The following is a 24,713-nucleotide window of genomic DNA, read 5'->3' on the forward strand; positions in this document are numbered from 1 at the left end:
CTATACGCTCGTATAATTATGGCTCTTAGAATTTACACGCTGCAAGAAATCCTTCACCATTGCTTTATATGGCTCTTTGTTAAATTTATCATAATAAATGTTGGACATGCGTGCTGGATCTCCGAAGAAATAGTATTCATAAAGCGCTTGGCGTCCGCCGAACGTACTGATTGAAATATCCCACGCTAGGCGGAATAACTGAGTACGCTCATAGCCATCGATGTTCGCGCCTTGCGTATAACGATGGACAAGCTCTCCTATGTCCTCTGCATTAAAATCAGCTTCTGTCGGAATTCCCATCAACCCTGAAGCGCCTAGGATCTTAACGATCTCAACGATACGCTGATACATTTTTGGATACCAGTTGCGCGCAGCATTTAACGGAGCGAAATCTGGTGTCATGTTTCCGTATTTATCAATAGATGCATTGTGCTCTGCCCTGTATAAGTGAGAACGCATCGTCTCTAAGATCAGCATAACTTCAGACGCTTTTTCTTTAACATGCGGAAACACATCAATCCCAATAGATTCCATCATATTCAGGATCACACCTAAAACAAATTCCGTTTTCACTGTATTTTTGGCGATTACTTGATGTGCCATATGGACGATCGCATTTGTCTCTACATACGTACGGTTGCAGATATCTGAGCTGCCGCTCACAAATACACGTTCCCACGGCACAAGTACATTATCAAAAACAACAATCGCATCGCTTTCTTCAAAACGCGAGCTTAACGGGTGATCCCACTGACCTCTTCCCTGATCAAAGGACTCGCGGCATAAGAACTTCAATCCTTCCGTGTTGTTTGGAATCGCAAAAGCCATAGCGTATGGATCATCTTCAGAGGATGCTTTATTCAGCGTGGATGGGAACACGACGATCTCATCAGTCACCCCGCCAAGTGTGGCTAACAATCTTGCACCTTTTACAACAATGCCATCCTTATTCTTCTCAACAATCCGAGCGGATAAGTAAGGATCTTTTTGCTCAGATTGTTTTTTTGAACGGTTCGTCTGAGGGTGAATCAGCGTGTGTGTTAAGCTGATGTCATTTTCACGGCAATAGTCATAATACTTTTTTGCGTTCTCCGCAAACATCGGATCATTTTGAGCAAAAAAGGAGCCAGATGTACCAAACGCCATGATGCTCGTATTCAAATAATCCGGTGAACGGCCCATCATCCCGCCCGTGTAGCCCGCCCACTCCGAGATCATCTGACGGCGGCGGATCAGATCGTCTACCGTTTTAGGCGCAATAAAAGAAAGACCCACTTTGTCTCCTGTTTGTTCAGAAGTGTACAGCATCTTGTCTGCTTTTTCATGCTGGAGGTCATACAGGTTAGCAATAGATCTTACAATGTTTCGAAATGCAGGATGAGATGGTACATCTTCTACTTTTTCACCATGAATCCAAACGTTGTTCTTAGCCTTTGTAATTCCTTGGATATATTGTTCCCCCGTGCGTGCAGGCAAAGAAATCCCTCCTTAATGTTTTGCTTCTGTCTGAAGCGTCTGTTTTTTCTTTCCGAATTGCTGAATGTGATGATCGGCTAATGCGACATGCACGACTTTCATCTCTGTATAAAACTCAAAAGCGTAATGTCCGCCTTCACGGCCGATTCCAGAATTTTTAGAGCCGCCAAACGGAATACGAAGGTCACGAACATTTTGAGAATTCACCCATAACATACCGGCTTCAACCGCGTTTGCAACTCGAAGGCCTTTTTTCATATCATTTGTCCATACGTATCCTGCAAGTCCATATTTGATGTCGTTCGCATACTCGATCACTTCAGCTTCATCACTAAACGTCATAACGGATAATACGGGTCCAAAAATTTCTTCCTGTGCCACTGTCATATCGTTCTTTACGTTTAATAAAAGTGTTGGTGCTACAAAATTTCCTTTTTTATGAGATTCCAAAAGCGGTTGGCTGTAGATTTCAACACCCTCATTTTCAGCAATCTGCAGATACCGTTTCACATTTTCATAGTGATCTTTATGAATGAGTGGTCCTACTTCTGTATCAGGATCTGAAGGGTCACCAACGATGATGTTGTCTACCCTCTCTTTTAAACGTGCTACAAACTCTTCTTTAATCGATTCCTGAACAAACAAGCGAGAGTTCGCTGTACACCTTTCTCCATTAAAAGAGAAGATTCCCCACACACAAGCATCGAGTGCTCGTTCGAAATCACAGTCATCAAATACGATGATCGGGGATTTTCCGCCAAGTTCCATAGAGAAACGCTTAAGAGAGTCAGCACCGTTTCTCATAATCTCTGAACCTGTCTTCGTCTCACCCGTAAATGAGATGAGCTGTACATCTTTATGAGCAACAAGTGATGCTCCGGCTGTTTCGCCAAAGCCATGAACGACGTTAAACACACCGTCTGGCAACCCGGCCTCATCTACGAGTTCTGCTAGTTTATTAGCCGTGAGAGGTGACCACTCAGCAGGTTTTAGTATTACTGTGTTGCCTGTTGCAAGAGCAGGAGCGATCTTCCACGTTTCAAGCATAAACGGGGCATTCCATGGTGTGATCAGTCCTGCCACTCCTACAGGTTTTTGAATCGTATAGTTCATGAACTCATCATCTACATGATACGCTTCACCAGACATGCGGTTTTTTACCATTTCTGCATAAAATCTAAAATTATCAGCTGCACGTCCTACCATTTTTCTCGTCTGTGCGATTGGCAATCCTGTATCATAGGATTCCAGCAAGGCAATTTCTTCGATATCACGATCGATAAGTTCAGCAATTTTATAAATATACTGAAGTCGCTTTTCCTGCTTAATCTTGCCCCAAGGTCCTTGTTTGAAAGCGTGCCTTGCTGCCTTTGCAGCAGCGTTGATGTCTTCTTTGGTCCCTTCACTGATCGTGTTGATTTTTTCGTTCGTAAACGGATTTATGTTTACAAAGTAATCACCAGTATGTCCTGAAACGAATTGACCGTTTATATAATGCTGAATCATTTCTTTAATTTCCGGCTTCATGATCCTTCCCTCCTGTTGGCACTTTTTCCGTACGTCCATCAACGATCGTGTTTTCCAATGCACCCAAGTAATCGATCTCTAGTCTTACCACATCTCCTGGGTGAACATGTGAGATCCCCTTTGGTGTACCTGTCCAGATCACGTCATTTGGCTCAAGTGTCATGAAAGATGATACAAACTCAATGATTTCCGGAATCGAATACATTAAATCTTTTGTGTTCCCTCGCTGTCTTAATTCACCGTTCACATAGGTTCTGAGTTCAAGATTCGTCACATCCGGGATGTCGGCAGCATCCACATAATACGGGCCCATCGGACCAAACGTATCATGTCCTTTCGCACGTACAGGAGGACGATACCAGTTGTTTACAAAATCACGAACCGTAACATCGTTCGCAATCGTGTAACCGCTTACAAAATCCATCGCATTATCAGCTTTAATGTTTCTCCCTTCCTTACCGATGACAACCGCTAACTCGTTTTCATAGTGCATGTACGTAGCACCGTCTGGGTAAAACACTTGCCCTTTATGGCCGACTAAAGAGGAGTTTGGTTTAATAAAAAGAACTGGTTCTGCAGGTTTCTCTAGCCCTAACTCATCTGCATGATCTGCATAGTTCAGAGCGAGGCCAATCATCTTATTCGGCTTAAATGGCGGCAGCCATGTTTCAATATCTTTTACGTGAGCTGCCTTACCAGATGAGAAAGTAATCACATCATCTACTATTGTTCCTTTTTGCTCTCTTCCTTCAAATATGACACGTGCGTGCTTCATTTAACTTCACTCCCTATTTTTTCTACTAATCCATAGTCTGCTAGTACAGACCTGATCTCTTTTTGTAATGATTCAGCAGGTAGATCCATCGGCAATCTGAGCTTAGGATTGATCTTGCCCATCATACCAAGTGCAGCCTTTAGCGGTGCCGGGTTTGTATCTTTAAAAAGAACATCGTTTAATGGCATCAGTTCGTAGTGCAGCTTTAAAGCTTCCTCAACGTTTCCGGAATCCCATGCGTTGTATACTTCTGCCACTTTAGATGGCAGCACGTTCGCTGTTGCAGATATATACCCAGCTCCGCCGATCGCCAGCATCGGATAACACAGAAGTTCGATTCCCGAATACAGCAAAAAGTCACGTCCGCAGTTTAGAAGCACACGATTAATGTGCTCAAAATCTTTATTAGATTCTTTTACACCTATTATGTTCGGACAGTCTTCATTAAGACGTGCGAGTGTTTTCACTTCCAGATTCACAGCTGTCCTCCCTGGAATATTATAAATAATAAGCGGAATATCAACAGAATCTGCAATAAGTTTGAAATGTTTGTACAGTGCATGCTGAGAAGGCTTGTTATAGTAAGGGACGATGACCATCGCGGCATCCGCCCCCATTTCTTGGGCGAGCTTTGTTAGATGAAGGGATTCCTGGTGATTTGTGGAGCCTGTTCCCGGGACGATCGGCACCCTCTTATCAACTGCTTTAATAGCAGTTTCCATAACACGTTCACGTTCTTTTAACGTTAATGATGAAGGTTCACCTGTTGTTCCTGTAACTGAGATCCCATGACTCCCAGACTGGATATGCCAGTCTATTAAACTTTTTAGCGTATCGAGATCCAATGACTCATCATCGTGAAAAGGTGTGATGATGGGTGCGATTGAGCCTCTAAGAGATTTTTTTGCTTCTTCTACGTTCATACTTTCATCTCCTCAAATTTGGTTTTTTGATTTGTCCTCAAGAAAAGCTTTCAGCGTGTTCATCTTATGATCTCTTGTAAATGTTTCAATTTTATTTGGATCTTCTCTTTTTTCGAGCATTTCTATTAATTGATAGTGTTCAATAATGGAACGTTTCATTCGGGAGGGCTTCATTGTCGTTCCTTGCTTACGAACCGTTGCTAACCTTTCCCATGTTGAATGAATTTGTTCCTTTAAAAATTGATTCGTGCAGTATTTGTATGTGAGTTTATGAAATTCTTTGTTGTAGTTGGAGAAAAGAGAAAAGTCCAGAGAATCAAGTGCATCTTCCATAAGTACTGTGTACGCTCTTAAATCTTCAAGTTTTTCATGAGGAAAGTGTGTAGATGATTCTGCAGTTGCAAAACCTTCCAAAACGGCTAATACGGATAGTGTTTCTAAATATGCTTCTTCATCGAATGGGGTAACAATCGCTCCTGAGTAGGGTTTAAATGAAATGAGAGAATCCGCTTCAAGTAATCTGATCGCTTCACGAACGGGTATAGCACTCGTTTGAAGTTCTCTTGCCAGCTGATCAATTACCAGTTTAGATCCTGGCGGATACCTTCCATCTAAAATACGAGAACGGATGACTTGATAAGCATATTGCTGCTTGTTAGGTTTATGTTGAGTCTTCATATTTCTATGTTAATCTCAAATCATATATGATTTCAACCTTATTTTCAGAAAAATCATATATTATTGTTAATTTAGTAAAAAGGTAACAGTAAAGATTAAGTACGAAAATTCCTATAGTTAAATAGTCATGTTAAAACGTGAAGAAGTTTACATATGTAGTAAGAATAAGCTATTCTATTCATATAGATTGTGTATAAAGGGGTAAATAGCCCATGAATGTAAAAAATGCAATGGAAATTCTTGTAGATGAAGCTTTGAAGAACTATTGGGGACAACTTCAACTTCCTTGCAAATGCGAGATTTGTAAAGCAGATGTATTTGCGATTACACTCAATAATTTGCCTCCCCGTTATGTATCGAATGAAGATGGCTATGCATACGTTAAAGCACAAAACTTTGATGACCAATCTAGAGTAAATATCTTAAACCAGATCGTTAAGGCAACAGGCATCGTAGCAACGCGTCCTTCACATGAATTAAAACCATCTCCCACTCTTGAGTAGAGGATGGTTTTTTTTGCAAAAAAACTCTTGTCTCTTTATTTCAATTTTTCAGAAAAGTTTCTTGCGAGAGTTTTTTTCTTATGATATATTTGTGACAACCATTCAGTACTGGATTACATCTTTTATCAAGTGTTTGAAAGTGGTTTGGTAATTACAGAGCACAAAAGTGCAAACGTTTTAGGAGGCATTCACATGCAAACAGGAAAAGTAAAATGGTTTAACGCAGAAAAAGGTTTTGGCTTCATCGAAGTTGAAGGTGGAGACGACGTATTCGTTCACTTTTCTGCTATTCAATCTGATGGATTCAAAACTCTTGAAGAAGGTCAAGATGTAGAATTCGAAATCGTTGACGGAGCTCGCGGACCACAAGCAGCTAACGTAACTAAAAAATAAGCACAGCCCATATATAAAACCCGGCAGTCTATGCCGGGTTTTTTCTGTGTAACTATTTCATATAAATGAAGAGGCCTCTCTCTAGAAGTGAGCCTTAATCTTTCAGTCTGACTTTCATCTTATAGTTTTGTATTTTCCCAAGTATGTCTATCTTATCCTCGTTTGAAAATATTCCAAGTTTGTGTAGGATCAATGTGTACTGCTGCAATTTAAATAATGAACTTTCTTTGCACCACATGGCGATCACCTATCTTTCCTTAAGGAAACTTTTTTATCCTTTGCAAATATTATATGCCACATGCTACATTTATGTCTCATATTCTTTTTTATTACTATAATTTTAAAGCGTACCCTACGAGGTACGCCTTATTTGTATTTATTTTGTTTGAAGGGTGGAAAGCATGGCCCAGATGGCTTGCTCCCATTTTACTGAGTTCTGGTGTTGAGGCAAGCTCACAGTGTATTTTACTTTATCACCGTTTTCCAAGTTCTGAAAAACAATATATTTTTTAAATGAATCTTTTGATGCTGTAATGAAAAGTTCCGTGGACCCAAAGGCAGGTCCCGCTGTTTCCCTGCCATTTACTTCTTTTATATCCCCTACTGCCTTCAGCTCATCGTTTGCCCACTTCTTTAAATCATCAACTGATGCATCCTCTGATAGCGGCTCGATTCTAACAAAAGTTTCAGCAAAATCGGCAACAAATAGCAAGTCTTTTTGTGGTTCTTCTGCTGTAAACTCAAAGTCTGGCAATTTATAAAAATGGTAATTAAGCTCACTCTCTATAAGGGATGCAGCCTCTTCAACTGAAGTACCGTTAACCGTGTATTTTAGCATTTTAGTAGGTGCTAACTCAGGCTGGCCAGTTTCAGCAGGTGTTATCCTCTCAAGAATCCATTGGTCATTCTCATTCTTTTTATAAACGATTGTTACTTTTGATCCATCTTTTAATGTTGCAATCGTGTCACGCACTTCTTCTGTTAAACGCAAAACAAGAATTTCACCAGCAGCTTTGACTTCAATCGAATTATTGTCGATCTGACCAATATAGGTGGCTTCTTCTTCAATTGAAGTAATCGTTTCTGCAGCCGGCTCTTCTTTTTTCTCTTCTTTGGTTTGCGTTTGTGCCGGTTCAGCAGTTTTAGCAGCTTGATCTTTCTTTTCAATGTTTTCGGATTTACTCGAGCAAGCAGAAAGCATAAGAACCAATGCTACCATCCAAACCTTTATCCATGTATTATTAGTCATAATTATCACCTCATAAATTTAGACGACTCTTCAAAAAAATTGTTACATATTGGAATTACCATCTTTAATTTCATAAAAAAGATGTCGATATAAGAACAGCACTTATACATTCTAAAACGGAGATGAATAAATTTGAATCCATCATTTGCCTCAGATTTACAAACAAACAAACTTGTAACAAAAATGCTTTGGGGAATGTTCTTTCTGGGCCTTGCAAGTACATATGCCAGTACAAAAACGGCAGGTAGCGTATTGTTTTATGGTGGAGCAGGATTAGTTATCCTTCTTTCTCTTACGATTTGGACGTATCAAAAATGGGCAACACGCTTTGTTCAGTATTATGTAGTCATTGGTATAACCCTTTTAACCGTTATTATGGCAGACTCAAACCCAAAGATCTCTACTTATTTGATGACTTATGTATGTTTGGCTGTAATTACGTTGTATCATAATTACATTTCTATTTTACTATCGGGTGTAGGCGGATTATTGTTAACCAATTTTTTCTTTTTCCAATATAAAGACACGATGTTTGCGGGTCAAGATCCGAAAATCATTATTTCTCTTAATGTTTTTTTTGTAGTTATCACAGCAGCCCTAGTGGCTCAGGTAAGAATCGGCCAGCGTATGCAAGAAAATATGATAAACGCTGAAAAACAAGCCGAAAGTGATAAAGTTAAGCTGCAGCAATTGTTAGCCAAAATAAAAGATGCATCAGATAACCTTCATCTTTTCAGTCAGTCTGTAAAAGGAAACGTTACTAGAACAGGTGAGATCTCTAGCCACATTACATACGCCTTTACTGAAGTCGCAAAGGGAGTAGAATCACAAGCTGTGAGTGTTGGTGGTATGAGCCAATCTGTAACAAGTACTAATGAGGCAGCAAAAGGACTTTTTCAGCACTCTAGCGATATGAAAAAACTATCTGAACAAACTGCCTTAATTACAAAAGTTGGTGAAAATCAAGTTTCCGAACTTTCCATAAAGATGGAAGAAGTCAGCGAACTTATGCGACAAACGAATTCATTAATGCACGAATTAAATGCTCAAAGTGAATCGATTGAAGGAATTTTAACAACGATTGAAGAAATCTCTTCTCAAACGAATCTGCTGGCTTTAAACGCAGCGATTGAAGCTGCACGTGCTGGAGATCAAGGAAGAGGCTTTGCGGTAGTAGCTGATGAAGTTAGACGGTTAGCAGAAGACTCAAAGAACTCAACGAAACAGATCGCCGGCATTCTTGAAGAGATTCGCAGCAAAGCAAAACAAGCTGCCCAATTTGTAGATGGATCACAAGGGGTAGTCACATCGAGTCTAGAAGCAACACAGAAAACAACACATAACTTTAATCAAATCCTAAAAAATGCAGATCAAGTTGCTGCACAGTCTTCTCAAGTACAAGAGTTGATCAACCAGTTATATGAGTCTACTGGATATATTGTAGGAGAAATTCGATCTGTTTCCGGAATTGCTGAGACTTCAAGCGGCTCTGTTGAGGAAGTTCTTGCATCTGTTGAAGAACAACATAGATGTGTCGAAGAGGTTGTGGAAAGCTTTAACCAATTTGAAGCACTTACCACAGAACTAAATGAACTTGTAAAAGAATAAAGAAATAAAGTGCCTTTTCATGATAAAGTGGAAAGGTATTTTTGTCGGAGGAAATAAAAACAGCCGCCATAAGGCGGTTGTTTTTAATAGCAATAAAACGAATTGATTTGGCGAGTGTCCATGCCAAAGTAAACCCAGCGGCGTCCGTTCCAACGGAAACCGGCAACAGATCGGCGGCCGACAAATGTGAGCCATGCCCAAAAACCAGGACCCCATTTTGGCCAGATGTACACGAATTGATACAAACAAGGTCTGATTGCCCCTGGATCAACTGCGTAAATTCCAGGCTGGCCTCCACCCCCGCCGCCTCCTTGCAAACTATAACCTTGGGATTGTGATGGTGTAAATGAAGGTGGTGCTGATGTTGGTGCCATACCACCGCCTCCGCCACCCCCTCCAGGAGGTCCTCCGGGAGGTCCACCTGGAGGGCCAAATCCTTGACCGCCTCCTGGTCCAAAACCTTGACCTCCGCCTTGCCCAGGGAAGAAAGGGAAACTTCTATTACTCAAACTATTCAACTCCTGTAAAAATTGGTATTCGCTTCAGTTTATTCACTTCATACTAAAACGTATAGACAAGTATCCCGACTGCGATTAAAAGGATTGCTTTACACTAGATTCGGGTATATTACAGGAAACACCTATGTTTTCTTATAAGGAGGATGACAAGATGGGTAGACTCAGTAAAGGTATAAAAGGAATGGCTTTCGCCTTTTTATTAAAAGAAGGAAAAAAAAGACTTTTGCCAATTATTAAACGGAAATTGAAAAGCCGATAAGCGAATAGACCCCTATTACGGGGTCTATTTTTTGATATCAAATTAAAGCGAGGGCTAGCAGGTGTGAATATAATTGTTGCAACACCCGAGAGAATAAATGAAAAGGATTCCTGATCAATCGTTATTTTCCCTAAAAACCTTCATCTCATCACGTAAAAAGTGAACCTCAAACTCAATGACTGACTTTCCAATCTCCTTCTGAAACAAGCGGTAAAAGTTTTCTTTATTATTTAATAGCAATGTTTTTATTCTATCTTGTTTGCCGTCTCGAACCAGCTGATCGATTGCATAGTAACTTTGGCGATATGGCAAATGGGGAGAATTACGCCTGTTTTCATATGCCCACTCTTCAACTGTATCTAAGCGAGTGAATGGAATTAAATTAAGCGGGACAAAATCCGGAACAGTCCTTATACTCTGTTTACCCGCGTATTCTGCAAGCCCTTCTTCAAACCACCTTGGCAAGTGCCGATTGTCCAAGCCATTTTCTGATAGGTAGCTTACGATCCAGTGATGTGTATATTCATGAGCGACCAACTCCAATAAACGGTCCCTATCTTTTTCCATCTCTTTCGTTACAAGCAGATGGATCGTCTCTTCTGCCGGAACATATAATGCTTGTAAATTTTCGTAAGAATGATGCGGTAAGTGTTTTTGGAAGATTAATGGATTTCGGTATAAAATGACAGTAACAGTGACTGGATTATGAGCATCGATCCATCTGGAATTCGAACCTTGCATTTTGCGAATATGTCTTGATGCTGCCACTGCCAATTCCTCGTCCTGTTTTTCATAGAAAACAGAAGTAAGTGGGTCGAACCTATTTTCTAATGTTTTTAAAAAAGATATCTTCTCAAAGATCCTTTCTTTTTCAACTAGCACTGCTTCCATATAAAATTGATTCTTTATTCTTGCTGAAAGATTTTGAGATAAAGAAGTATCCAATACATAGTTGGTTACGGATAGAAATACCGTTGTTAAAGCGACAACAAGAAGTAGAAGAAGACTTGCTCCTATTCTTTGTTTACCTAGTAATGAAGAACTGCTCTTATACAAACCAATAAAGCCTATAGAAAATAGCAAGAAACAAATGATGAGTACAATTACACCAAGAATCAATCCTTGTATTCCACTGAGCAGCAAGTATAGACCGTATAAAATGAACGGCCAAAAGAAGCTCCATAAAAGTGTCTTCATGATGAATAACAGCTTCTTCAACACATACACTTCCTTTTCTCTGTCAATAATTTTCAGAAGTTGTACTATTATCGATATGCACTCCATAAAATTATCATGAATCTTAGTTTTTACAGGAGGCGCTATGACCGGATACATCGTTGAAGGCAAAAGTGATCAACTGAGAGTGCAAAGTGTTCATCCACATGCCCATTTTGTTATTTTGAACGGAATATCATTTCGTCATAAAGAAAGAAGAGCGATAGAAGAAGCTTTAACGCTGTGTGACGAAGTTTATGTTTTAACAGACCCTGATGAGCCAGGAGATAAAATCGCCCTTAAAATCATGGAAGCATATCCAGAAATCAAACGTATCCGAATCGATCCGAAAAAGGCAAGAAATGTTCGAGAACATCGTTATAAATACGGTGTAGAGTATTGCTCCAATCAATACTTAAAAGAGACACTTCCTGGAATTTAAGTTCTTTTTCAAGATTTCTCTAGAACCTCTCTTTTCCCTTTCCCTCTAATAAAACTTTACAAAGCAATAAAAAGACTGCAAAGAATTATCTCTGCAGTCTGCTTATCATTTACGTTCAAAAAACTCTAAGGATTCTTCATCAGGACCATAAAAGAAAAAGTACTTTCCGTTTGGAAGCTCTGTGATTTTTTTATCTTTTATCAAAACTCCCTCTCCTTTTAACAATTCAAACTTCTCCTCGATGTTCGTAACAGAAAATGCGATATGATGGACTTTCCCTTCGTTTGTTACCTCACCTGTGTAGCCTGAAATCAGTTCAACAAGTACTTTTTCGCCTAATCCTAAAAACGCCAGTTCTACCGGAACACTCGTATGTTCAAATCGATCTAAAAGTTTAAGACCGAGTACCTCCGTGTAAAATGCGATTGAATTCTCCATGTTCGATACTATAATTCCTGTGTGTTCAATCCCTGTTATCATTGTCGAAAAACTCCCCTCTTATGTTGATGCAGATTGTTGTTCAGCTAGTGTTTTCCGTATACCCTCACCATATTGAAAAAACGGTAAAGCCAGCAGTGAAATAAGTGTTAGACAGCCGAACACATAAAATCCATGTTCGAATCCAAATGTACTCAGCAGCATGCCGCCAATCCACGGACCTGCACTGAAACCAATTGAACGAAATGACATGGCTCCAAAATATGTACCTCTCATATGCTCTGGAGCTAAGTCATCCAGAAGCACATCGCTCATTACAAAAACAATAATTTCACCAACCGTTAAAAAGATCATACTAATAACCAAAAAGATCCAATTAGTCGATAACCCGAACCCTAACAGAGCAAGGCTGAATGCAATACTGCCAAAGCGAAGTGCGTTCATGGGCTGAAATCTATTTATATAGTTTGTGACGGGAAATTGCAGTACGAGTACAGTAATAGCATTTGTTACAACAAGATAGGCAAAGAGTTTAACACCATTTTCAAATTGTGGTGCGTTTCCTATATATTGCGCTAGTGTTGTATCCATTTGTGACTGTGCCATCATAACAATTGTGTTCCCGATCAGAAAAAAAGCAAGCACTTTATCATTCACTAGGACACGTAAAGCAGATTTCATAGAAAACTTTTTTTCTTCCCCTCTAGCTAATTCAGATGCATGTCCCTTTAATGTCACAACAATGAGGAGCGCGTATAAAAGATAGGCCAAAGCTGTAATATAAAAGGCCTTTGTTGAAGAACTTGTTCCGAGCTGTGTACCGACGACCGGTCCGATAGCAGCACCTACATTGATCGCAAAGTAGCGAGCATTAAAAACCCGAAGACGGTTTTCTTTTGTTGTTACATCAGCAAGCAATGCTCTTGAAATCGGTTCAAACCAAGACCGACAGAGTCCGTTTAACATGTTAAGCAAAAAGAAATGCCAGGTAGCATCCGCGATGGCAAATCCAATAAAAACAACACTCCATGTAAAAATAGCAGCGGTCATCACCGGTACTCTTCCTATACGATCTGACAGATATCCACCAAAGAATCCGCCAAATGTTCCGGTTAAAGCGCTAATGCCAATGATCAACCCTACCATAGAGGGATCAATACCTTTTTCGCTGTACAAATAGATTGCTAGAAACGGCATCGTCATAAAGAATGCCGCACGGGTAAAAAGTGTACCTGAAACGATAACAATAACAGCAGGATGCCACTTAGCAAAAAATCCACTCATCTCCATTCCTTCTCTCTTCTTTTTTCTGTTTTATAACTTTATCACTTTTTTAAAAAAGATAGAAAAGAAAATTTACATTTTTTGAAACTTATCTTTATTTCATTCGTCTTATATAGGTGTACCCCCCTTTCCCGAAAAAAGCCCTCCCCTATAAAGGGCTTTTTTCTTTGTTTATAGGAATCTTTAGTCCGTCAACGCGACTTTGTCACAAAGTAATAACGTTTATCAAAAAAATCACATATTCGTCCATTTTTCTATTGGCATTGCTATATTATAGACATCCCTATCAACAACCCCCTTTTTTCATTGTTAAAAACGAAAAAGAGCGCTTAGAAGGAAATCCTTCAAAGCGCTCTTTTTTCTGTTAATTTATTCGCATTCATCTCCTTCACAAAACTCATATTTCGTATCACGGATTGCACCTCTTAATGCTCGTTCAATATTGGCTTGTGGATGAAGTCCCTTTAATACCCGATCGCCGATAAAGATGGTAGGAACGGCAGTAATATCTAATTCTTCATTTGCCTGACGTAAATATTCTGCTCTCTCTTTACTGAATTCACGAGACTCTAAGGCTTGTTGAAACGCCTCCCCATCCAGTCCAGCACCTTCTGCAATTTCACGAAGAACGGCAACCTGTCCAATATCTTTTCCTTCGTGATAAAAACTCTTAAAAACAAGATGTGCATATACTTGTTCTTTCTGATGTTTTTTTGCAAACAGAAGACCTTCATGAGCGTAATAGGTATGCGGCTGCGGAGAGACATCTGGCAGAATCATCTCTACACCCATTTTTTTTGAAAGAGGCTGAACCGATTCTTGCCATGCTCTTTGAAGGTAATCGTCTTCTGGTCTCAACGTTTTCTGTGGAAATGGACGCAGTTCATATGGCATCCATTCAATGTCAACGTCTTTATCTTTTGTAGCTTCTAAAAGAGGTGTTTCAGCTAAAAAACAATAGGGACATACAAAGTCCGAGTATACTTTAATTTTAATAGTCATTCTTTCCCCCCTAACTTAATTTTTATTCGTTAGGCAAACACCCTCTATTCACCTTTTGTATTACATGATATATTTAGAAAGGCTTTACAGACATACATACTATATATAGATTTTTTTATTTTTATTTCTTACATAAGTATCAAATTTAGTCCAGCTTACTGGCTAACAGCTGTAAATCGCATCGTTTTTTGTTTAACACCAAAAACCTTATGCATTCAGCATTTTATTTTAGGAGGATATACCGTGATTTTAATGGCAGGTATGATCGGTACGGGTAAGTCTACATATGCCGAGTTCTTAAGTAATCAGCTTGGCAGCGAAATTTTTTACGAAAGCGTTGTCGATAACCCTATTCTACCCGATTATTACAAAAACCCGAAGCGATGGGCATTTCCGCTTCAGATTTATTTTTTAAATACGCGTTTTAAAACGATTCGCCAAGCTAGAACGAGTCCGGATAATGTACTAGATCGAAGCCTTTATGAGGATCTGATCTTTGCAGAACTCAACTATGATTCCGGCAACATGACACAGCTTGAATTTGACACTTACAAAGATTTACTTGAAACCATGATGAACGAAATAGACAAAACGCCAAAAGTACGCCCAGATCTTCTGATTTATTTGGATAGTGACTTAGAAACCGTTTTGAATCGTATTCAACAAAGAGGCCGTTCATATGAGCAGGTTGAGGAAAATCCAGAACTTTTGGCATACTATAAAACCCTTCATGCAAAATACAAGGAATGGATCAAAGCCTACGATAAGACACCCGTTTTGGTGATCGAAAGTGATCAATATAATATATTTGATAAAAACGATCAAGAAAAGATTTTAGCACTCGTTACAAATGAGCTTCAGAGACTTGATGCATTAGCCCAACCTTCTGCAGTTATGCATGAAAGCCGCTAAATTCACAAACACTATGAGGACAAACAAGGTTAAGGAGTGAACACATTGTTTACAATGTTATTTATTTTATTGTCTGTCCTTGTAGCAGCTGCAGGACTTTGGTATACGATGAAACTCACAAAGAAACAAAAAGTGTATACTGAAGATGAGGTAAATCCAGCAGTTTCTAGACATACTGCACTGCTCAATCCCGTTTTTATTGCGTTAGCAGGTTTTACGGTTGCAATTGCTTTAATCATCTACATTGCATATTTTGTTTATTAAGAAAGAAAAGGCCTGAGACTATTTGTCTTTTGGCCTTTTTTCTAGGTCTTGCGGTTTTTCAGGATTCCAAAAACTCATCGTTTCAATAAATCGTCTTGTTTCTTCTTGACCGAGATCATGTATGATTTGATAGGCTTCTCTTAATTTTTGATCGTACCTGTCATTATCAGAATCATTTGAATATGGTACATATGGCACGTGTGATCTCACAAATGTATCATTTGCTGTACTTTCCAGCTCGCTAAATTTTTTTTCAAGTTCTCTTACATCTTCATCAGATGCTGATATTTCAAATTGAAAAGAAGATGCGGTTTTAATTGGCAGGATTTCTCCACTTTCAACGTTTACATAGTAAGGTCTTTTTTCCAAGAGTGACGTCCTCCTTTTTCATTATTTTCCGCCACACACGAAATTTTATGTAACCTTTACCACCATCTTTTTTTCTTAAAATAGCCCATGATCATGATAGCTAGAGCTAAACAAAGGGTTAAAACAAAAAAGTAGCCATATTGCCATTTGAGCTCAGGCATATATTCAAAGTTCATCCCATATAAACCCGCGATGAATGTTAGAGGTACAAACACGGCGCTTATAAGTGTCAATGTTTTCATAATCCGGTTCATATGATCAGACTTTAACGACATCTGCAAATCTAAAACACCTTTTAAATTTTCTTTAAAGCTGTCAAATGCAGAAGTAACTCTTGAGAATGCAGAAAGTAGATCCTTGAAATAAAAACCAGATTCCTCATTGGCGTATTCAAAATCATCATGGCCCATCTTTTGTATAATACTTTCTTCTGCTTCAACATACTGTCTTAGTTTGTGAAGCCGGTTTTTCCACCGGTACACTTTGTGGCCGATCTCACGCTTTAACGGATCAACAAATACACTTTTCTCAAGCTCCAAAAATTCATCTGAAAGCTGATCCACTACTTCCAAGTAGGAATTCACAATGTCCTTCATAAAATAATAAAGCATATAACTGACATGCTGCATGTGCTCTGGATTCTCTTGAAAGTCTTTCACGAGCTGTTCTCTAAATGGCATTTCACGTTCGGCCATAACGACTAAGTACTTTTCGCCAATGAGAACATTTATCCTCAGTGGTTCTAAGGTTTTATTTTCTAAATAAAAGGTAGAAAGTACAGCATGTTCGGCATACACGTTTATACTTGGATGTTCAGAAAAGGTGGTGAATGATGATCTTGCCAGCTCATGAAGATCAATTTTATCTAACACACCATCTCTTTTCATTTCTTCAGGTGAATCATAAAACAGCCAAAGTGTTTCGTCATCAGATGGCACTTCAAAATGTTCAGTCCGTATCGTTTCGTTCGTTGATTTTTTGTATTTTAGCATAAAATCTGCTCCAGTACCGTTTTTAAGTAGCTTTCCCTATTGATTGGCGAATATTGAAAAACACATAATTTTGTCACATCATAAAAGTATAATTCAGACATGATTCACAAATATTATGGGTGTTATTAATTTAAGGAGGTTCTTCTTAAAATGGAAGCAAAGCGAGCACAAGAGATTTCTTCATCTTCAACTATGACTACTGTTACTTATAACGGAGAACAAATTTACATTGAGCACGTGGACCAGCAAACTGGAAAAGCTACAATTCATCCGCTTAATGACCCAGATAATAAACAAAGTGTATCTGTTTCTAGTCTTATTGAACAATAAATACTTCCCAACAAGAACCTCCGCATATTGCGGAGGTTTTTATCTTCAGGTTCAAAAAAAACCCTTTTTGCTATTGAGAGCTAAAGGGTCACATGACTGATGCTTTTTACTTTTTTTACAACCACTCGATCTCCATGAGCGGGAGGTTGCGATGTTACAAGAAACTCAGCTGGCATTTGAGATTCATTACGAACCTGGTGAGGTATCCCGGCAGGAATTGCGATTCCCTGATGAGGATGAATGGTTGTTTCTTCCCCATCCTTCTCAATGACAAGCTCACCATTCAACAAAAAGAAAAATTGGTGTGAGAACACATGATAATGTCTCACCTCAGCTGATTGAGGGGGCATCTTTTCATGTATGATACTTAAATTATCTTGCTTAAGAAGATGCCATCCATCACATGCATCTCCCCAATGGTAATGTTCTGCATTTAACGTACTTATTTTCGACATACACCCTCCGCTTATTTCTTCAAAATGTCCTCCAGGTTCACTTTCATCCGCTGAGCCGTCGGCGGACAGGTTAAGTTGTACTGAAGCACTTTTTGGTTAATGGCTTCCACTGTCTTTTTAATGTTATATTCGACCGTATACGATTTTAGTTCTTCCTTTAATACGTCTATCTCTTGGCCAAGTTTCACCCAATTTGGCAAAACATTATTATCTTTCATCACTTTATGAAGACGTTTCTCGGGATTATAAGCAAGGTCTTGATCGATCTGGAGTGGTTTTCCTAATCCATCCAGATTGTCAAATGCTCCTTCCTTACGCGCACGGTTCACAATAGCCGTAATATGATCTTCATAAAACCAGGCATTTGTTTGCTCGTCCTTCATTAAAATTTCACGTTTCTGCATTTCCTTTTCAAATGACGGTTTTTTATTCATTGTAAAAACCTCCAGAAATAAATTTGCTTCTTACCTATACATTATGTTTATTCCCTTCATTTTCCTTGGAAAAGATATGGCAGATTTATAGCAGAATTGTGTATAAATTAAGAACGCTTTTGTTCTGGTTTGAAATTTCGGATAAATGGAAGTGAAAACACAATCAGTGCAACAAGCATCTCCATCGTTCCTCCCCAAACAAATACGTCTCGAGGTCCTATTCTTTCAATTAAGATACCTGCAGTACCGGCAGCAATGGGCTCAGAGATCCCCATGATAATGATCATGATCCCAATCACACGACCAAACAGTTTTGGAGGGATAAGCGCATGGTTTACGCTCGGTGCAATTATATTAACAGCCGCCTCAAAAAATCCCACGAGAGACAGAAGCAATAATAAAACAGCAAGTTCCTTTGAAAAGAACCCGATTAAAACAATAGTAACTCCTTGAAGAAAGCAGGTTAACAATGTCATATATGGTTTTGGTTTATGAATAACGAATAAAGAGAAGATAATAGCCGCTGCAACACTTCCAATTGCAATGGAAGAATGAGCCCAACCGTAACCTTTGATGCCAAAGTCTAAATCCTTTATTAAGAATGGCAGACTGACCATTACTGCCCCTACCGCTGCATTTGCAAAAAAAGCAAAAAGAGCCATTGTTGCAAGTACGGGTGCTCCAATAAAAAATGAGAAACCCTCTTTTATGCCTGTAAAAAATGAAGAAGCTTTTTCTTCGCTCGTCTCTTCCTTTACCTTAATAAACAGGAACAAACCAGCAGCGATAAAAAATGCTGCAGCATTTAAAAGAAATGCCATTTTAGCTCCATATACAGCGTATAACATGGCACCGGCAATAGGGCCTACAACCCCTGACGCCTGATTCGCCATCATTAGAAGGCTCATTGACTGTGTGTAATGCTTCTCTGCCACAAGCCTTGTTCTAAAAGTTATACCTGCTGGTTCACTGATAGCGTCGATCAATCCGAAAAGAACTCCTGCAATATAGAACACGTAGACAGGCGGTTCGTACAGGGCGACGATAAGAAATAGAAGTAAAAGGATGGACCCTCTTCCTATCGCCGACCCAATTAAAAGGTTACGAACCGAAAAACGGTCAACTACCGCCCCGCCAAATAGAATAAATGAAAATTTCGTTAGTGTGACGAGCAAGATGTAAGTACCTACGATGACTGGCGAACCTGTAATCTGTACCAGAAGCCACATCAGCGTGATCATAAAAATACTGTCACCCATCGCGGTTAAGATTGAACTTAGCCAAAAATAAAGAAAGCTTTTGTTGCGAAAAATCTCCCCTGATAACTTCAATTCTTTTTCTCCCGCCATTCATCTCGTTACTTGTTACGCTTCTATTATAGGAAAATACTGGCGAAAAAACGATCACTTGTTGTAATTTTATGGTGAAATTAATAATATTTCTACTCGAATTCTCAATTTCAATAAATCAACAGCAAAGTGGATAAAAAGAAAGGAAGCGAATACTCGCTTCCTCTTCTTCTGCTTATTTTTCTAAGAAATATTTTTCAAGCTCATCAAGCATTATGTTTGCCGCTTTCACACCGCCGGCTGTGTTCCAAGTCGCATCGTCCACTTTAAATGCTTTTCCTGCTTTTACAACTTCAAGGTTTTTCCAAAGCGGATTGTTTGTCCATTCTTTTTCTATTTTGCTAGCTTCCCCGTCTCCTGTTTCATAAGTGAAGTAGAATAAAATGTCACCGTTCATATCAGGAATGCGCTCTTGTGTTACTTCTTCAGCAAAATCAGGTTTGTTTTGGTCTCCAGGACGTGCAAAACCGATTTGTTTAAGAATTACGCCAGAGAAAGTATCTTGATGATAGATACGAGTTTTTCCTGGCATAAAACGGACCATGGAAACTTCATTCTTCAGCTTATCGCCAGCTTCTTTTTTGAAGTCCTCGATACGTTGGTCGAATGCTGCTAACACTTCTTTTCCTTTTTCTTCTTTATTTAATGCTTTAGCATAAAGTTCGAAGTTAATCTTCCAGTCACCACGCAGATCTTCCGCGAAAACTGTTGGTGCGATCTTGTTCAATTCATCAAATTGTTTTTCTTGACGCATCTTGTTACCGATAATCAGGTCAGGTTTAAGTGCTACAATTTTTTCAATATTAACCGCGCTCTCGTCACCTACAACTTCCACGCCTTCCATCTCGTCCTTAATATGATCGTACCAAGGATCACCTGTCCAAGATTTTACTGCTCCTACTGGTTTTACTCCGAGAGCAAGGAGTGCTTCAGTTCCTTCATTCGTAAGAATAACTACGCGTTTGTTTTCTTTTACTTCTGTAGTACCCATAGCGTGTTCAACTTTATAAGAAGCGGAAGCTCCCTCAGATTTTTCTTCTTCTTTTGCTTTGTCTTTCCCGCCGCATGCTGCCAAAGCAAGCATTAAAGTAAGAACAGCAGCAAATGCAAGCCATTTGTATGTAATCTTTTTCATCTGTTTCTCTCTCCCCTTTTTTGTTCGCAAATGATAATGAGAATCAATTACAACTCGTATCATAATATGTATTGAATCCGTTGTCAATAACTAAATGATAATGATTTTCAAAGTCATTGACAGATCTCTCTTTTACTTTTAAACTGTTAAATGAGAACATTTTTCATTATTAAAAGAGGCCCAGATGAACGGAATATTATACGGAAATAACAGAAAAGCAGCCGGTCTGATTATCGGTATTATTTTAGCACTTATTATAATGGCTCTTAGTGTTGTTTTGGGGTATACAAATACTTCATTTAAACAAGCAATTGAGGCATACACCGCATTCAACGGCTCTAATGAACATCTAATTATTCAGCTTTCACGAGTGCCGCGCTCCCTTGTAGGTATGGCAGTCGGCATCTCATTAGGAATTGCCGGCGTCCTCATGCAGGCACTCACACGAAATCCGATCGCATCACCAGATATCTTTGGTATTAATGCTGGTGCAGGATTCTTTATTGTATTTAGCGTTACTTTCCTAGGAATCTCATCCATACAGCAGTTTATGTGGATTGGTTTTTTAGGAGCCGCTGTTGCCGCAGGACTGGCATATGCTCTTGGATCTGCAGGAAAAGGAGGATTAACTCCTGTAAAGCTGACTTTAGCAGGAGCTGTAATGGCTGCACTATTCGCATCACTTACACAAGGGATGCTTGTAACCAATGAGAAAGCTCTTGATGAAGTATTATTCTGGCTTGCTGGTTCAGTCGAAGGAAGAAAACTTTCTATGTTAACTGCGGTTATACCAGCTCTTGCATTCGCTTGGATCGTTTCAGTCCTTTTGTCTAGGCAGCTAAATGCATTTGCTCTTGGTGAAGACGTCGCAGTAAGCTTAGGGCAAAAAACAGTGATTTTTAAATTAGCAGCTGCTTTAATGGTAATCTTGCTTGCAGGCGGGTCTGTTGCTATAGCTGGTCCAATTAGTTTCATTGGGATTGTTGTCCCGCATTTTGCAAGATTCTTAGTTGGGAATGATCATCGCTGGATAGTACCTTACTCCGCTCTTATTGGCGGAATCATGCTAGTACTAGCTGATATTGGCGCACGTTATATTATCATGCCAGAAGAAGCGCCTGTCGGTGTTGTCACTGCTCTGATCGGTACTCCATTCTTCATTTATATTGTTAGAAAAGGAATTTTTCAAAAATGAGAAAGTATTGGGTTTTACAGCGTAAATCATTTTCCTATTTAATTGATAAAAAGACTACTCTAGCCATTATGGTCTTATCAATAGCATCTATTGCCGCAATGTTAATTAGCATTGGGGTTGGTGATATGTATATCGCACCTTGGGATGTTTTCACTGCATTAATCGGCACTGGACTTGATATTAACGAATTGATTATTACAGAATTCAGACTTCCTAGAGTTTTAGTCGCTTTCATTGCCGGAGCATCACTTGCTCTATCGGGAGCAATATTACAAGGAGTTATACGTAATCCATTAGCTTCCCCTGACATGATAGGTATCACAGGTGGAGCAGGATTTGCAGCAGTCGGTTTTCTAACGATGTTCAGTGATGACTCCAACAACCTCTTGCTTAGCATCAACTATTTGCCTATATTCGCTTTTGCTGGTGCAACCGTCGTTGCCTTTCTAATTTACGCTCTAGCATGGAAAAACGGCGTTACACCGATACGCTTGATTTTAATAGGCATCGGACTTATGGCTCTTTTTCAAGCGTTAACGACACTCATGATGCTCATCGGTCCGATCTATAGAGCCAGCCAAGCTACTGTATGGCTGACAGGAACTGTTTATGGCACCTCATGGAAAGAAGTAAAAGCGATGTTGCCTTGGTTCTTAGGGATGCTGCCTATTTTAATTCTTTTGGTTCGCCGCTTGAACATACAAGGCTTTGGTGATGACCTTGCGATGGGAGCCGGCATTGCTGTTCACCGAGAGCGGTTTATGCTTTTAATGGCGTGTACGGCACTCGCAGGATCTGCTGTCGCTTTTGCAGGGGCCATAGGGTTCGTTGGTTTAATCGGACCGCATATCGCGCGGCGTATCACAGGTTCTTCTTTTGGGGGACTGTTCCCTGCTTCAGCACTGATCGGCGGAATCATGGTGGTTTTAGCTGACCTAGCAGGCCGTACAGTCTTCTCGCCATTAGAAGTGCCAGCTGGTGTTTTTACAGCGGCAATTGGCGCGCCATACTTTATTTATCTATTATTTAAAAATCAATAACAGGAGTGGATGACAGATGGCTGTTTTAACAACCTCAAACCTAACTTTATCTTATGGAAAAAAACCGATTATTGATGAATTGAATCTACAGATTCCAAAAGGTAAAATCACGGTCTTTATCGGAAGCAACGGCTGCGGTAAATCCACCCTGTTACGTTCTATGGCACGCCTGTTACAGCCTAAGACAGGTCATGTTTTATTAAACGGAAAAGATATCGCCAAACGCTCTACTAAACAAGTAGCAAAAGAACTCGCCATTCTCCCGCAGGGCCCTGCAGCTCCTGAGGGACTGACAGTGCTTCAGCTTGTTAAGCAAGGACGCTTTCCTTATCAATCATGGCTTCAGCAGTGGTCTGCTGAAGATGAAAAAGCCGTTATGAATGCACTTAGAGCAACGAACCTGCTTTCTTTCATGGAAACACCGGTTGATTCGCTTTCTGGAGGACAGCGCCAGCGTGCTTGGATCGCTATGACACTTGCTCAAGGAACAGATACGATTCTACTCGATGAACCTACAACTTATTTAGACATGACACACCAAGTTGAGATTCTTGATCTTTTATTTGAGTTAAACGAAAAAGAACAGCGTACAATAGTAATGGTGCTTCATGATTTAAACTTAGCTTGCCGCTACGCCCATCATATTGTAGCCATTCAAGATAAAACCGTATATGCGCAGGGTGCACCTGAAGAAATTATGAATGAACAATTAGTTGAAGATGTGTTTCAAATGCCAAGTACAGTGATTCCTGATCCCGTCTTTGGCACACCGATGTGTATTCCATATGGAAAGGGGCGAGTTGTGCGACATGTCAATACTCCTCAGTACGCCTAAATCTAACGGATGGACAACAGACGAAAAGAATCATATCAGCTCTAACTACCGATTTTCTTTTCAAGCTCCATATGAAAATGAAGTGGTAGTCTCTGCTGAACAATTGCTTGATCAAGAGAACCTGCTTCAATTTCTGGATCAAACAGGACCACGTATCGGATCCAGCAAACGTCCTGTAACAGCCTCTCTCTTCTTCAAGAGATACGCATATTGCAGCTTAACTTCTTGCCTGTATGGAATGACGATGCTTAATAAATCATTTGATATGAATATTAAAAACATCTACCTGATCGATCACAACTCTGAAAGCATGTGGCTGCCGTCTTTCACATTAAAAGATGCATCAGCCTGCCTTTCTTCTGAATCTCGAGAAGACTGGCGTTCTAGCGTAATTGAAACACTGTTTAAGGAAAATATATCTATTATGCTGAACCATGTTGCAAGCTCGGCACGCATCTCAAAAGCTACACTCTGGGAGAACGCATGGATATACATACGCTGGGTTTATGAGACTTGGTTAAGCGAGGATCATCCTATTGAGGTAAAACAGCGCATTCAAGATGATTATGCATTCTTTATGGATGCCCCTGCTTTCCATTTTGGATTAACTAAAAATCCGTTTCATCGTTTTATGGCTCCGACCGGATGCGAACCTGCAAAGACCCGAAAGACATGCTGCCTTTATTACAAAACTGAAAACGGGACTTGTTGCTCTACCTGTCCAAAGCGATAAAATCGAGGCTTTCTTCCCTCGATTTTTTGTTTTTTCTTGCAAGTTTCCGGGTATTTTAGATAAAGATCGATTAATTGGAGGCGATGTTCATGTTATGGCTATGGATTTTCTTAGGAGTTTGTGCGGCTGCAGCCATTTTTATTTTAATACCAGGTTTAAAGGCTGCTAAAGAATCTATGGGTGCCGTTCAAAAAATGAAGAGTACTGGAGACGGTATCACTGCACGTATGAATGACATTAAAACACAGCAGCAGCTGCTGCAAGAAAAGAAAGACTATCTGCGTTATGACATTTACCAGAAGAAGAACAGTTTCACAGCTGTTAAGGAAGGATTCTCAGGATTAAAAGATACTTTTACTAAAATCATTAAAGATTAGAGG

29 protein-coding genes are annotated in these 24,713 nt (G+C 39.6%); 12 read left to right on the top strand and 17 right to left on the bottom strand.

Annotated features, from left to right (window positions below; all coding sequences use genetic code 11):
• From hpaB to IEV52_RS13355, 5 genes are read right to left on the bottom strand one after another with little or no spacing between them, the layout of a single operon-like run.
• On the bottom strand, positions 1–1,476 hold the full coding sequence (hpaB, locus tag IEV52_RS13335) for a 4-hydroxyphenylacetate 3-monooxygenase, oxygenase component (RefSeq protein ID WP_188403013.1): 1,476 nt from the start codon (positions 1,474–1,476) through the stop codon (positions 1–3).
• Positions 1,477–1,488: 12 nt separating this feature from the next.
• On the bottom strand, positions 1,489–3,003 hold the full coding sequence (hpaE, locus tag IEV52_RS13340) for a 5-carboxymethyl-2-hydroxymuconate semialdehyde dehydrogenase (protein WP_188403014.1): 1,515 nt from the start codon (positions 3,001–3,003) through the stop codon (positions 1,489–1,491).
• The gene (locus IEV52_RS13345; RefSeq protein WP_188403015.1) at positions 2,987–3,778 is read right to left on the bottom strand and encodes a fumarylacetoacetate hydrolase family protein; all 792 of its coding nucleotides are present in this window, start codon (positions 3,776–3,778) and stop codon (positions 2,987–2,989) included. The genes hpaE and IEV52_RS13345 overlap by 17 nt, the downstream gene beginning before the upstream one ends.
• Positions 3,775–4,701, bottom strand: coding sequence for a 2,4-dihydroxyhept-2-ene-1,7-dioic acid aldolase (gene hpaI, locus IEV52_RS13350; RefSeq protein ID WP_188403016.1), 927 nt, complete (start codon positions 4,699–4,701; stop codon positions 3,775–3,777). The genes IEV52_RS13345 and hpaI overlap by 4 nt, the downstream gene beginning before the upstream one ends.
• Before the next feature lie 12 nt (positions 4,702–4,713).
• On the bottom strand, positions 4,714–5,379 hold the full coding sequence (locus IEV52_RS13355; RefSeq protein WP_188403017.1) for a GntR family transcriptional regulator: 666 nt from the start codon (positions 5,377–5,379) through the stop codon (positions 4,714–4,716).
• Positions 5,380–5,591: 212 nt separating this feature from the next.
• On the opposite strand from IEV52_RS13355, the gene IEV52_RS13360 reads away from it, so the two are divergent.
• Together IEV52_RS13360 and cspD are read left to right on the top strand one after the other, a co-directional pair.
• Positions 5,592–5,882 carry a late competence development ComFB family protein gene (locus IEV52_RS13360; RefSeq protein WP_188403018.1) on the top strand — a complete coding sequence of 97 codons (291 nt, stop codon included), beginning with the start codon at positions 5,592–5,594 and terminating at the stop codon, positions 5,880–5,882.
• A gap of 192 nt (positions 5,883–6,074) precedes the next feature.
• The gene (gene cspD / locus IEV52_RS13365) at positions 6,075–6,275 is read left to right on the top strand and encodes a cold-shock protein CspD (protein ID WP_188403019.1); all 201 of its coding nucleotides are present in this window, start codon (positions 6,075–6,077) and stop codon (positions 6,273–6,275) included.
• Between the two features lie 376 nt (positions 6,276–6,651).
• Here cspD and IEV52_RS13370 read toward each other — a convergent pair whose 3' ends face one another.
• On the bottom strand, positions 6,652–7,524 hold the full coding sequence (locus IEV52_RS13370) for a hypothetical protein (RefSeq protein ID WP_188403020.1): 873 nt from the start codon (positions 7,522–7,524) through the stop codon (positions 6,652–6,654).
• 132 nt (positions 7,525–7,656) lie between these two features.
• On the opposite strand from IEV52_RS13370, the gene IEV52_RS13375 reads away from it, so the two are divergent.
• Positions 7,657–9,132, top strand: coding sequence for a methyl-accepting chemotaxis protein (locus tag IEV52_RS13375; protein WP_188403021.1), 1,476 nt, complete (start codon positions 7,657–7,659; stop codon positions 9,130–9,132).
• Between the two features lie 83 nt (positions 9,133–9,215).
• On the opposite strand, the gene IEV52_RS13380 is transcribed toward IEV52_RS13375, so the two are convergent.
• Positions 9,216–9,641 carry a transporter gene (locus IEV52_RS13380; RefSeq protein WP_229754284.1) on the bottom strand — a complete coding sequence of 142 codons (426 nt, stop codon included), beginning with the start codon at positions 9,639–9,641 and terminating at the stop codon, positions 9,216–9,218.
• Positions 9,642–10,023: 382 nt separating this feature from the next.
• Positions 10,024–11,127 carry a hypothetical protein gene (locus IEV52_RS13385; protein WP_188403023.1) on the bottom strand — a complete coding sequence of 368 codons (1,104 nt, stop codon included), beginning with the start codon at positions 11,125–11,127 and terminating at the stop codon, positions 10,024–10,026.
• Positions 11,128–11,230: 103 nt separating this feature from the next.
• On the opposite strand from IEV52_RS13385, the gene IEV52_RS13390 reads away from it, so the two are divergent.
• Positions 11,231–11,566, top strand: coding sequence for a ribonuclease M5 (locus IEV52_RS13390; RefSeq protein WP_188403024.1), 336 nt, complete (start codon positions 11,231–11,233; stop codon positions 11,564–11,566).
• A gap of 105 nt (positions 11,567–11,671) precedes the next feature.
• On the opposite strand, the gene IEV52_RS13395 is transcribed toward IEV52_RS13390, so the two are convergent.
• The 3 genes from IEV52_RS13395 to IEV52_RS13405 form a co-directional block, all read right to left on the bottom strand.
• On the bottom strand, positions 11,672–12,046 hold the full coding sequence (locus IEV52_RS13395; RefSeq protein ID WP_188403025.1) for a VOC family protein: 375 nt from the start codon (positions 12,044–12,046) through the stop codon (positions 11,672–11,674).
• Between the two features lie 18 nt (positions 12,047–12,064).
• The gene (locus IEV52_RS13400) at positions 12,065–13,288 is read right to left on the bottom strand and encodes an MDR family MFS transporter (RefSeq protein WP_188403026.1); all 1,224 of its coding nucleotides are present in this window, start codon (positions 13,286–13,288) and stop codon (positions 12,065–12,067) included.
• Positions 13,289–13,657: 369 nt separating this feature from the next.
• A complete protein-coding gene (locus IEV52_RS13405) occupies positions 13,658–14,290 on the bottom strand; it encodes a DsbA family oxidoreductase (RefSeq protein WP_188403027.1) in 633 nt (210 codons plus the stop codon).
• A 252-nt stretch (positions 14,291–14,542) separates the two neighbouring features.
• Here IEV52_RS13405 and IEV52_RS13410 point away from each other — a divergent pair, with 252 nt between their 5' ends.
• On the top strand, positions 14,543–15,202 hold the full coding sequence (locus tag IEV52_RS13410; RefSeq protein WP_188403912.1) for a deoxynucleoside kinase: 660 nt from the start codon (positions 14,543–14,545) through the stop codon (positions 15,200–15,202).
• 45 nt (positions 15,203–15,247) lie between these two features.
• The gene (locus IEV52_RS13415; RefSeq protein WP_188403028.1) at positions 15,248–15,466 is read left to right on the top strand and encodes a hypothetical protein; all 219 of its coding nucleotides are present in this window, start codon (positions 15,248–15,250) and stop codon (positions 15,464–15,466) included.
• 18 nt (positions 15,467–15,484) lie between these two features.
• On the opposite strand, the gene IEV52_RS13420 is transcribed toward IEV52_RS13415, so the two are convergent.
• Both IEV52_RS13420 and IEV52_RS13425 read right to left on the bottom strand, forming a co-directional pair.
• A complete protein-coding gene (locus tag IEV52_RS13420) occupies positions 15,485–15,835 on the bottom strand; it encodes a hydrolase (RefSeq protein WP_188403029.1) in 351 nt (116 codons plus the stop codon).
• A 56-nt stretch (positions 15,836–15,891) separates the two neighbouring features.
• The gene (locus IEV52_RS13425) at positions 15,892–16,827 is read right to left on the bottom strand and encodes a magnesium transporter CorA family protein (RefSeq protein ID WP_188403030.1); all 936 of its coding nucleotides are present in this window, start codon (positions 16,825–16,827) and stop codon (positions 15,892–15,894) included.
• A 150-nt stretch (positions 16,828–16,977) separates the two neighbouring features.
• Between IEV52_RS13425 and IEV52_RS13430 the strand changes: the two genes are divergently transcribed.
• The gene (locus IEV52_RS13430; RefSeq protein ID WP_188403031.1) at positions 16,978–17,157 is read left to right on the top strand and encodes a small acid-soluble spore protein H; all 180 of its coding nucleotides are present in this window, start codon (positions 16,978–16,980) and stop codon (positions 17,155–17,157) included.
• Positions 17,158–17,237: 80 nt separating this feature from the next.
• Here IEV52_RS13430 and IEV52_RS13435 read toward each other — a convergent pair whose 3' ends face one another.
• From IEV52_RS13435 to IEV52_RS13450, 4 genes are all read right to left on the bottom strand, one after another.
• The gene (locus IEV52_RS13435) at positions 17,238–17,612 is read right to left on the bottom strand and encodes a cupin domain-containing protein (RefSeq protein WP_188403032.1); all 375 of its coding nucleotides are present in this window, start codon (positions 17,610–17,612) and stop codon (positions 17,238–17,240) included.
• Between the two features lie 11 nt (positions 17,613–17,623).
• Positions 17,624–18,046: a DnaJ family domain-containing protein gene (locus tag IEV52_RS13440; RefSeq protein WP_188403033.1), complete on the bottom strand. Its 423-nt coding sequence runs from the start codon at positions 18,044–18,046 to the stop codon at positions 17,624–17,626.
• A 107-nt stretch (positions 18,047–18,153) separates the two neighbouring features.
• Positions 18,154–19,377 (bottom strand): MFS transporter, encoded by a 1,224-nt coding sequence (locus IEV52_RS13445; protein ID WP_188403034.1) that lies wholly within the window; start codon positions 19,375–19,377, stop codon positions 18,154–18,156.
• Between the two features lie 193 nt (positions 19,378–19,570).
• Complete coding sequence (locus IEV52_RS13450; protein WP_188403035.1) at positions 19,571–20,530, bottom strand: ABC transporter substrate-binding protein; 960 nt, start codon at positions 20,528–20,530, stop codon at positions 19,571–19,573.
• Positions 20,531–20,723: 193 nt separating this feature from the next.
• Here IEV52_RS13450 and IEV52_RS13455 point away from each other — a divergent pair, with 193 nt between their 5' ends.
• From IEV52_RS13455 to IEV52_RS13475, 5 genes are all read left to right on the top strand, one after another.
• A complete protein-coding gene (locus IEV52_RS13455) occupies positions 20,724–21,725 on the top strand; it encodes a FecCD family ABC transporter permease (RefSeq protein ID WP_188403913.1) in 1,002 nt (333 codons plus the stop codon).
• Positions 21,722–22,765: a FecCD family ABC transporter permease gene (locus tag IEV52_RS13460; protein ID WP_188403036.1), complete on the top strand. Its 1,044-nt coding sequence runs from the start codon at positions 21,722–21,724 to the stop codon at positions 22,763–22,765. Before IEV52_RS13455 ends, IEV52_RS13460 begins: the two co-directional genes overlap by 4 nt.
• Before the next feature lie 16 nt (positions 22,766–22,781).
• Positions 22,782–23,600, top strand: coding sequence for an ABC transporter ATP-binding protein (locus tag IEV52_RS13465; protein ID WP_188403037.1), 819 nt, complete (start codon positions 22,782–22,784; stop codon positions 23,598–23,600).
• Entirely contained in the window at positions 23,575–24,333 is a 759-nt protein-coding gene (locus tag IEV52_RS13470; RefSeq protein WP_188403038.1) for an IucA/IucC family C-terminal-domain containing protein, read from the top strand. The genes IEV52_RS13465 and IEV52_RS13470 overlap by 26 nt, the downstream gene beginning before the upstream one ends.
• A gap of 89 nt (positions 24,334–24,422) precedes the next feature.
• Complete coding sequence (locus IEV52_RS13475) at positions 24,423–24,710, top strand: hypothetical protein (RefSeq protein WP_188403039.1); 288 nt, start codon at positions 24,423–24,425, stop codon at positions 24,708–24,710.
• Positions 24,711–24,713: the final 3 nt, after the last annotated feature.

It is taken from the genome of Fictibacillus barbaricus, from assembly GCF_014635025.1.
GTDB classification, from domain to species: Bacteria; Bacillota; Bacilli; order Bacillales; family Fictibacillaceae; genus Fictibacillus; species Fictibacillus barbaricus.

What these genes read in the sequence shown, in the direction of transcription:
- hpaE (WP_188403014.1), bottom strand. Translation starts at nt 3,003, where the DNA reads ATGAAGCCGGAAATTAAAGAAATGATTCAGCATTATATAAACGGTCAA.
- IEV52_RS13345 (WP_188403015.1), bottom strand. Translation starts at nt 3,778, where the DNA reads ATGAAGCACGCACGTGTCATATTTGAAGGAAGAGAGCAAAAAGGAACA.
- hpaI (WP_188403016.1), bottom strand. Translation starts at nt 4,701, where the DNA reads ATGAACGTAGAAGAAGCAAAAAAATCTCTTAGAGGCTCAATCGCACCC.
- IEV52_RS13355 (WP_188403017.1), bottom strand. Translation starts at nt 5,379, where the DNA reads ATGAAGACTCAACATAAACCTAACAAGCAGCAATATGCTTATCAAGTC.
- IEV52_RS13360 (WP_188403018.1), top strand. Translation starts at nt 5,592, where the DNA reads ATGAATGTAAAAAATGCAATGGAAATTCTTGTAGATGAAGCTTTGAAG.
- cspD (WP_188403019.1), top strand. Translation starts at nt 6,075, where the DNA reads ATGCAAACAGGAAAAGTAAAATGGTTTAACGCAGAAAAAGGTTTTGGC.
- IEV52_RS13370 (WP_188403020.1), bottom strand. Translation starts at nt 7,524, where the DNA reads ATGACTAATAATACATGGATAAAGGTTTGGATGGTAGCATTGGTTCTT.
- IEV52_RS13390 (WP_188403024.1), top strand. Translation starts at nt 11,231, where the DNA reads ATGACCGGATACATCGTTGAAGGCAAAAGTGATCAACTGAGAGTGCAA.
- IEV52_RS13395 (WP_188403025.1), bottom strand. Translation starts at nt 12,046, where the DNA reads ATGATAACAGGGATTGAACACACAGGAATTATAGTATCGAACATGGAG.
- IEV52_RS13400 (WP_188403026.1), bottom strand. Translation starts at nt 13,288, where the DNA reads ATGAGTGGATTTTTTGCTAAGTGGCATCCTGCTGTTATTGTTATCGTT.
- IEV52_RS13405 (WP_188403027.1), bottom strand. Translation starts at nt 14,290, where the DNA reads ATGACTATTAAAATTAAAGTATACTCGGACTTTGTATGTCCCTATTGT.
- IEV52_RS13410 (WP_188403912.1), top strand. Translation starts at nt 14,543, where the DNA reads ATGGCAGGTATGATCGGTACGGGTAAGTCTACATATGCCGAGTTCTTA.
- IEV52_RS13425 (WP_188403030.1), bottom strand. Translation starts at nt 16,827, where the DNA reads ATGCTAAAATACAAAAAATCAACGAACGAAACGATACGGACTGAACAT.
- IEV52_RS13430 (WP_188403031.1), top strand. Translation starts at nt 16,978, where the DNA reads ATGGAAGCAAAGCGAGCACAAGAGATTTCTTCATCTTCAACTATGACT.
- IEV52_RS13435 (WP_188403032.1), bottom strand. Translation starts at nt 17,612, where the DNA reads ATGTCGAAAATAAGTACGTTAAATGCAGAACATTACCATTGGGGAGAT.
- IEV52_RS13440 (WP_188403033.1), bottom strand. Translation starts at nt 18,046, where the DNA reads ATGAATAAAAAACCGTCATTTGAAAAGGAAATGCAGAAACGTGAAATT.
- IEV52_RS13450 (WP_188403035.1), bottom strand. Translation starts at nt 20,530, where the DNA reads ATGAAAAAGATTACATACAAATGGCTTGCATTTGCTGCTGTTCTTACT.
- IEV52_RS13460 (WP_188403036.1), top strand. Translation starts at nt 21,722, where the DNA reads ATGAGAAAGTATTGGGTTTTACAGCGTAAATCATTTTCCTATTTAATT.
- IEV52_RS13465 (WP_188403037.1), top strand. Translation starts at nt 22,782, where the DNA reads ATGGCTGTTTTAACAACCTCAAACCTAACTTTATCTTATGGAAAAAAA.
- IEV52_RS13470 (WP_188403038.1), top strand. Translation starts at nt 23,575, where the DNA reads ATGTCAATACTCCTCAGTACGCCTAAATCTAACGGATGGACAACAGAC.
- IEV52_RS13475 (WP_188403039.1), top strand. Translation starts at nt 24,423, where the DNA reads ATGTTATGGCTATGGATTTTCTTAGGAGTTTGTGCGGCTGCAGCCATT.